6 protein-coding genes and 1 pseudogene are annotated in these 6,896 nt (G+C 74.4%); 1 reads left to right on the top strand and 6 read right to left on the bottom strand.

Annotated features, from left to right (window positions below):
* Nucleotides 1-21 precede the first annotated feature (21 nt).
* Nucleotides 22-810 (bottom strand): hypothetical protein, encoded by a 789-nt coding sequence (locus BGO37_RS05705; protein ID WP_291752998.1) that lies wholly within the window; start codon nt 808-810, stop codon nt 22-24.
* The gene (locus tag BGO37_RS05710) at nt 807-1,355 is read right to left on the bottom strand and encodes an RNA polymerase sigma factor (protein WP_291752999.1); all 549 of its coding nucleotides are present in this window, start codon (nt 1,353-1,355) and stop codon (nt 807-809) included. The genes BGO37_RS05705 and BGO37_RS05710 overlap by 4 nt, the downstream gene beginning before the upstream one ends.
* A gap of 194 nt (nt 1,356-1,549) precedes the next feature.
* Here BGO37_RS05710 and BGO37_RS05715 point away from each other — a divergent pair, with 194 nt between their 5' ends.
* Nucleotides 1,550-2,386 carry a trans-aconitate 2-methyltransferase gene (locus BGO37_RS05715; RefSeq protein ID WP_291753000.1) on the top strand — a complete coding sequence of 279 codons (837 nt, stop codon included), beginning with the start codon at nt 1,550-1,552 and terminating at the stop codon, nt 2,384-2,386.
* Nucleotides 2,387-2,398: 12 nt separating this feature from the next.
* On the opposite strand, the gene BGO37_RS05720 is transcribed toward BGO37_RS05715, so the two are convergent.
* From BGO37_RS05720 to BGO37_RS05735, 4 genes and pseudogenes are all read right to left on the bottom strand, one after another.
* Nucleotides 2,399-3,409 carry a polyprenyl synthetase family protein gene (locus BGO37_RS05720; RefSeq protein ID WP_291753001.1) on the bottom strand — a complete coding sequence of 337 codons (1,011 nt, stop codon included), beginning with the start codon at nt 3,407-3,409 and terminating at the stop codon, nt 2,399-2,401.
* Nucleotides 3,410-3,452: 43 nt separating this feature from the next.
* On the bottom strand, nt 3,453-5,120 hold the full coding sequence (gene nuoN / locus BGO37_RS05725) for an NADH-quinone oxidoreductase subunit NuoN (protein WP_291753018.1): 1,668 nt from the start codon (nt 5,118-5,120) through the stop codon (nt 3,453-3,455).
* On the bottom strand, nt 5,120-6,652 hold the full coding sequence (locus BGO37_RS05730) for an NADH-quinone oxidoreductase subunit M (RefSeq protein ID WP_291753002.1): 1,533 nt from the start codon (nt 6,650-6,652) through the stop codon (nt 5,120-5,122). The genes nuoN and BGO37_RS05730 overlap by 1 nt, the downstream gene beginning before the upstream one ends.
* A gap of 16 nt (nt 6,653-6,668) precedes the next feature.
* Nucleotides 6,669-6,896: pseudogene (locus BGO37_RS05735) on the bottom strand (NADH-quinone oxidoreductase subunit L); the annotation flags it as partial.

Genomic DNA, 6,896 nt, shown 5'->3' on the forward strand with positions numbered 1-6,896 from the left:
CGACCGATCGACGACTCGCCGTCAGTCGTGGTTCTGGTCGGTCTGCCCCGCCCCCACGCCGTTGCGATCGGACGCGCTCGGGGTCGGGTCCGGGCTCGGCGCGCTACGCGTCGGCTCCGGCGCCTGCGAGGGGCGCACCGGCGAGGCCGTCGGGCGCCCGTCCGAGCCGCCGGTCCCCTTGCCGTTCTCGTTCGCGCCCGAGTCCCAGCGCGGGGCGAGGACACCCGTGGACCGGCCGGCGGCCGGCTCGTCGCCGAGCATCGGCGGCGTCGCGAGCTGGTCCTTCGAACGGTCGGCCTCCTGGCCGGAGTCACGGTGTTCCGGCTCGGCCGACGGGTGGTCCCCCGACGGGGCGACGCCAACGACGGGCTCGGGCGTCGTCGCCGCCGGGACGGGGACCGACCCGCCGGCCGGGCCGGGGATCAGGTGGCCCAGGTCGGACAGCGCCGTGCGCACCGGTACCTGGACGGAGGGCGGGACCAGGGGGAGGGTCGCGGTGCCGGCGACGGCCGCCATCGCCACACCGGCCCCGAGCAGCACCTTGGCCGCGAGGCCGAGGCCCGCCGCCCACCGCGCACCGCGCAGCACCCAGGACTGGGCGCCCGCCGCGGGCGGCAGGGGGTCCAGCACCGCGGCGGGCAGCCCGTCCCTCAGCACCGCCGCCAAGGCAGGGGACGGCGGCGGCGCCGGCTCGTCGGCCATCGCACGCAGCAGGCCGAGGACGTCGGCCAACGGCTCATGGCCGGGCACGGAGCGCCCCGCCAGCATGTCGTCGGCCATCACGTCCTCGTCATCGTCGAAACGGCTCATTGGGGTACGGCCTCCGCCTCGACCTGGCGCCGCAGCGTGGCGAGGGCGCGCCGCTGCAGCGCCTTGACCGCCCCGACGCTGCGCCCCACCACCTGCGCGACCTGCTCCACCGTCAGGTCGCCGACGACCCGCAGGGTCAGGACCTCGCGCTGCTCGTCGGTCAGCGTGGCCAGCATCGCGGCGACCTCCTGGGAGCCGATCGAGTCGAGGGCGCCCGCCTCCGCGCTCGGCACCGTCCGGTCGTCGTCCACCGGCTCGTAGGGCACCACCGGGACGGTCCGGGCCGCCCGCCGCCAGTGGTCGGCAACGCGGTGATGGGCGATGGTGAACACCCAGGAGCGGAACCCGGCCTGGTCGCCCGTGAAGCCACCGAGACCGGTGAACACCGCAAGGAAGACCTCGCTCGTCAGGTCCTCGACGTCCGGCACGCCTTGCGTGCGCACGTACGCCGCCACCGGCCGGGAGAGGTCCTCGTAGAGCAGCGTGAACGCGTCGCCGGCCCCGGCGCGAGCACGCGCCAGGGTCTCGTCGAAGGCGTCGAGCACGGGACCAGCATGCCTGACGTCGGGCCGTGCTCCGCCATCCGGTCGCCCCGCGCGGGGGCCTCGGACGGGTCGCCGCAGGTCACGGGTGTGGACCGGGATGCCGTTCTCCGAGACGGCGGCGACGGGCGTCTGCCTTCGGTGAACAGCGCGGCGTCCGGCGCGGCGACGCCCCCCCCGCACCTAGCCTCGGGGACGTGCCCGAGCCGAGCGGTCCCACGGTCCCCGACGGCGTGCCCGCGGACGCTGCCCCTCCGGAGCGCCCCCACGAGGCGCGATGGATGGCCGAGTCCTTCGGGGCCGACCCGGCGCGCTACGACCGGGCGCGGCCGCGCTATCCGCACGAGGCGTTGGAGCGGATCGTCGCCGACTTCCCCGGTCGCGACGTCCTCGACGTCGGCACCGGGACCGGCATCCTGGCCCGCCAGCTCGTCGCGACCGGCTGTCGCGTGCTGGGCGTCGACGTCGACGAGCGCATGGCGGCGTTCGCGCGCCGCACCGGACTGACGGTCGAGGTGGCGCCGTTCGAGGCCTGGCACCCGGCCGGACGGCTCTTCGACGCCGTGGTCGCCGGCCAGACCTGGCACTGGGTGGAGCCCGTGGCCGGCGCGCGCAAGGCCGCCCTCGCGCTCCGCAGCGGCGGGCGGTTCGCCGCCCTGTGGAACGCCGGCCGGCCCGACGACGCGCTCGCGGCCGCCTTCGCGGCCGTGTACCGACGCGTGGTCCCCGAGGTGCCGATGTTCGGCCGGGTCGTCCCCGCGGTCGCCGGGCACTCGCGGTTCTCCGACGCCACGGCCGAGGGGCTGCGGGCCTCGTCGGCCTTCCGGGAGCCCGAGCGCTGGGACGTCTCCTGGGAGCGGACGTACACCCGCGACGAGTGGCTGGACCAGCTGCCGACCAGCGGCGGTCACAGCAGCTTCCCCGCCGATCGGCTGGCCGCGCTGCTCGAGGGCGTGGGTGCGGCGATCGACGACGCGGGTGGCTCGTTCGTCGTGCGGTACACGACGATCGTCGCCACCGCGGCCCGCGCGTAGCGGGCGGACGGGCTACGCGGTCCGGTCCACCAGGGCGTCGGCGAACTCGACCAGCGCGTCCCGGACGGGCCCGTCGGGCAGCGCGTCGAGCTCCGCGACCGCATCGCGCGCGCGGGCCGAGGCCTCGTGCCGCGTGCGGGCGACCACCGGGTGTTCGCGGAGCGCGGCGACGGCCTGCGCCAGCGCCGCATCGGACGACAGGTCGCCGTCCAGGAGCGCGACGAGTCCCCGGTCCTGGGCCGTGGCGTCGGGCGCCGCGGCGCGCGAGCGCAGCAGCAGCACGGGCATCGTCGGCACGCCCTCGCGCAGGTCGGTGCCCGGCGTCTTGCCCGTCAGCGAGCCGTCGGACGTCAGGTCGATGACGTCGTCGGCCAGCTGGAACGCGACCCCGATCTTCTCCCCGAACCGCCCGACGGTCTCGACGACGTCGTCCGAGCAGCCCGCGAGCATCGCCCCGAAGCGGGCCGACGTCGCGATGAGGGCGGCCGTCTTGTCGGCCAGCACCGACAGGTAGTGCGCCACCGGGTCGTCGCCCGGCCGCGGGCCGACCGTCTCGTGCAGCTGGCCGGTGCACAGCCGCACGAACGTGTCCGCCTGGAGCACGAGCACGTCGTCGCCGAGGTGCGCGGCCAGCTTGGACGCCTGGGCGAAGAGCAGGTCGCCGGCGAGGATCGCCACCGAGTTGCCCCACACCTCGTGCACCGCCGGTGCCCCGCGACGCACCGGCGCGTCGTCCATGACGTCGTCGTGGTACAGCGACGCCAGGTGCGTCAGCTCGACGACCGTCGCCGCGTCGACGACGTCGCCGCCCGCCGGGGACGGGCCGAGCTCGGCCGTCAGCAGCGTCAGGAGGGGCCGCAGCCGCTTGCCGCCGGCGTCCACGAGGTGCCGGCTCGCCTGCTCGATGAGCCCGTCCGACGACGCGACGGTGTCGCGCAGCTTCGCCTCGACGAGCGACAGCCGCTCCGCGAGGCGGTCGGCGAGGGCCTCGTCGCGCAGGGGAAGCGGCACGGACGGCGTCACGAGACGAACCTATCCGACGCGCGACGCACCGGCCGGGCCGCGATCAGGGCAGGAACTTCGCGACGTTGCCGATGAGGTCGAGCACCGGCGTCGGGAACAGGCCGACGACGAGGGTGACGATCGCGCACACCGCGATGGCCACGGCGGCGAACCCCTCGGTGCCGACCACCACGGTCGTCGTCGTGCGCTCCGTCGTGCGCTCGGCGACGGCCACGGCCACCGGGCCGCCGGCCGCGTCGGGCAGCGCCGCCGGCGCGGACGCCGACGCCGCCGGCTCCGCCTCGCCCTGCGCGTCCGTGAAGAACATCAGCACGATGATCCGCACGTAGAAGAACGCCGCCGCCGCCGAGGCCAGCACACCGATGAGCGCCAGCGGCCACGCGCCGCCGGCGACCGCGGCGGAGAACACCGCGAACTTCCCGATGAACCCGGCCGTCAGCGGGATGCCCGCGAACGAGAGCAGGAAGAGCGTGAAGGTCACCGCGAGGACCGGGTGCGACCGGCCGATGCCGGCCCACTGCGACAGCGCACCGGCCTCGCCGACCACGGAGCCGTCCGCGGACCGCTCACGGACCAGGGCGACGATCCCGAAGGCGCCGACCGTCGCCGCGCCGTAGGCCAGCAGGTAGATGAGCACCGCGGCGATGCCGCGCTGGTGGAGGGCGGCGATGCCGGTGAGCACGAAGCCCGCGTGCGCGATCGACGAGTACGCCAGGAGGCGCTTGACGTCGTTCTGGACGAGGGCCGCGACCGTGCCGACGACCATGGTCGCGATGGCGACGATCCACAGCAGCGGGTTGATGTCCCAGTGCAGGCCCGGGAACACCGCGTAGACGACGCGCAGCAGCGCGCCGAACGCGGCCACCTTGGTGCAGGCCGCCATGAAGGCGGTGATGGGGGTCGGTGCGCCCTGGTACACGTCCGGGGTCCACAGGTGGAACGGCACGGCGCCCGTCTTGAACAGCAGCCCCGCGAGCAGCAGCAGGAGCCCGACGAGCAGGAGCGGGTCCAGCTGGCTCGGCGTGGCCGTCGCCGCGGTGATGTCCGAGAAGCGGATGGACCCGGCGTAGCCGTAGATCAGCGCGATGCCGAAGAGGAACAGCGCCGAGGCGAACGCGCCGAGCAGGAAGTACTTCATCGACGCCTCCTGCGACAGCAGGCGCCGGCGGCGGGCGGTGCCCGCGAGCAGGTACAGCGGCAGCGAGAGCACCTCGAGCGCGACGAAGAGCGTCAGCAGGTCCCCGGCGGCGGGGAACGCCATCATGCCGCCGAGCGCGAACATCATGAGCGGGAAGATCTCGGTCTGCACCGTGCCCGCGGCGCGCGCCTGCTCCTCGTACGCCGAGCCGGGCACCGCGGCCACGGCGGGCGCGAAGGCGTCCTCCCCGACCTCGGTCCGGTCGGCCGCCAGCAGCACCGACAGCAGGCCGAGCGCGGCGATGATCAGCCACGCGACGAGCGTCGGGCCGTCGACGAGCACGGAGCCGCCGAGCACCGACGTGCCGCCGCTGTCCCGCACGCCGCTCCACAGCGCCGCGACGGCGACCACGGCCGCCGCGGGCGCGGCGATCGCCAGCGCGAGCTGGACCGGACGGCGCAGCCGCGCCGGCACGAACGCCTCGACGAGCACGCCGACGACGCCGGCGCCCAGGACGATGACGACCGGGGCGATGGCCGTCCACGCCACGTGCGGCGCGGTGAAGGCGGCGATCACTTCGCGCTCCCCTCGGCGACGGCGGGCGCGTCGGTCACGCCCACCTGGGTGATGGTGACCTGGGCCGCCGGGCGGACCAGGTTCAGCGCCGGGGCGGGCACGAACCCGAGCACCAGCATGAGGGCGACCAGCGGGCCGACGACCCAGCGCTCGCGCGCCGACACGTCGGGCAGGCCGGCCACGGCGACGTTCACGGGGCCGTGGAACGCCCGCTGGTACATCCAGAGGATGTAGATCGCGGCCAGCACCACGCCGAGGGTCGCCAGGACGGCCGCCGCGGGCTGCGTGGCGAACGTGCCGACCAGGACGAGGAACTCGCTGACGAACGGCGAGAGCCCGGGCAGCGCCAGCGACGAGAGCCCGACGACGAGGAACAGGCCCGCCAGCACGGGCACGGCGCGCTGCAGGCCGCCGAACGCGTCGATCCGCACCGAGCCCCGCCGTGCGCCGAGGAACCCGACGAGCAGGAACAGCGCCCCGGTCGAGAACCCGTGGTTGACCATGTAGAACGACGAGCCGGAGATCGACGTCGACGTGAAGGCGAAGATCCCCAGCACGATGAACCCGAAGTGCGACACCGACGTGTACGCCACGAGCCGGTACATGTCCTGCTGGCCGATCGCCAGCAGGGCGCCGTAGAGGATGGAGACGACCGCCAGCACGATGACCACCGGCGCGGCCCAGCGGGACGCGTGCGGGAACAGCGGCAGGCAGAGCGTGAGCATCCCGAAGGTGCCGACCTTGTCGAGCACTCCGACGAGCAGCGTCGAGGTGCCGGCGGGCGCCTGCTCCGCGGCGTCCGGCAGCCAGGTGTGCACCGGGAACATCGGCGCCTTGATGGCGAACGCGACGAAGAAGCTGACGAACAGCCACTTCTCGAGGGTCGGGTCGAGCGTGACACCCGTCAGCTTGTCGATGAGGAAGCCGTTCGCCCCGCCGGGGCCGTGCAGGTACAGCGCGATGACGCCGATGAGCATGATCAGCCCGCCGGCCAGCGAGTAGAGCAGGAACTTCACCGCCGCGTACCGGCGCCGCGGCCCGCCGAACCCGCCGATCATGAAGTAGACGGGGATGAGCATCGCCTCGAAGACGAGGTAGAAGAAGAACAGGTCGCGCGCGGCGAACACCGCCACGATGAACGCCTGCAGCAGGAGGACCAGCGCCAGGTACTGCCGCAGCCGGTCGGTCGCCGCCTTCTCGCTGCCCTGCTCGCGCCAGGCGGCGAGCACGACGAGCGGGACGAGCACCGCGGACATCGCGATGAGCACCAGGCCGAGCCCGTTGACGCCCACCGCGTAGGACACCCCGAACGCGGGGATCCACGAGTGGGTCTCGGCCAGCTGGAAGGCGCCGGCGTTGCCGATGTCGAAGGCGCCGATCGCCGCACCGGTGAGCGCGAGCTCGACGAGGGCGAAGGCGAGCGCGACCTGCCGCGCGGCGGCACGGGCGGTCGAGGGCAGCGCCCACAGCACCACCGCCCCGACGAGCGGCAGCACGATGAGCGTGGTGAGCCAGGGGAACGAGGACATCGGTGGGGTCTTCTCCTCAGCTGCCCAGGATCAGGACGACGACGGCGAGCACGACGACACCGAGGGTCATCGTCCCTGCGTAGGAACGGACGTAGCCGGTCTGCACCTTGCGGGCGGCGTCGCCGACGGCGACCGTCGACTTCGCGATGCCCGACACCGCCCCGTCGACCACGGCACGGTCCCCGAACACGAGCGACCGGGCGAGCATCCGGCCGGGGACGACGAGCACCGCGTCGTTGACGAC

Origin of the sequence: Cellulomonas sp. 73-92 (genome assembly GCF_001898175.1) — a bacterium.
Lineage (GTDB): Bacteria > Actinomycetota > Actinomycetes > Actinomycetales > Cellulomonadaceae > Cellulomonas.

What these genes read in the sequence shown, in the direction of transcription:
- BGO37_RS05705 (WP_291752998.1), bottom strand. Translation starts at nt 810, where the DNA reads ATGAGCCGTTTCGACGATGACGAGGACGTGATGGCCGACGACATGCTG.
- BGO37_RS05730 (WP_291753002.1), bottom strand. Translation starts at nt 6,652, where the DNA reads ATGTCCTCGTTCCCCTGGCTCACCACGCTCATCGTGCTGCCGCTCGTC.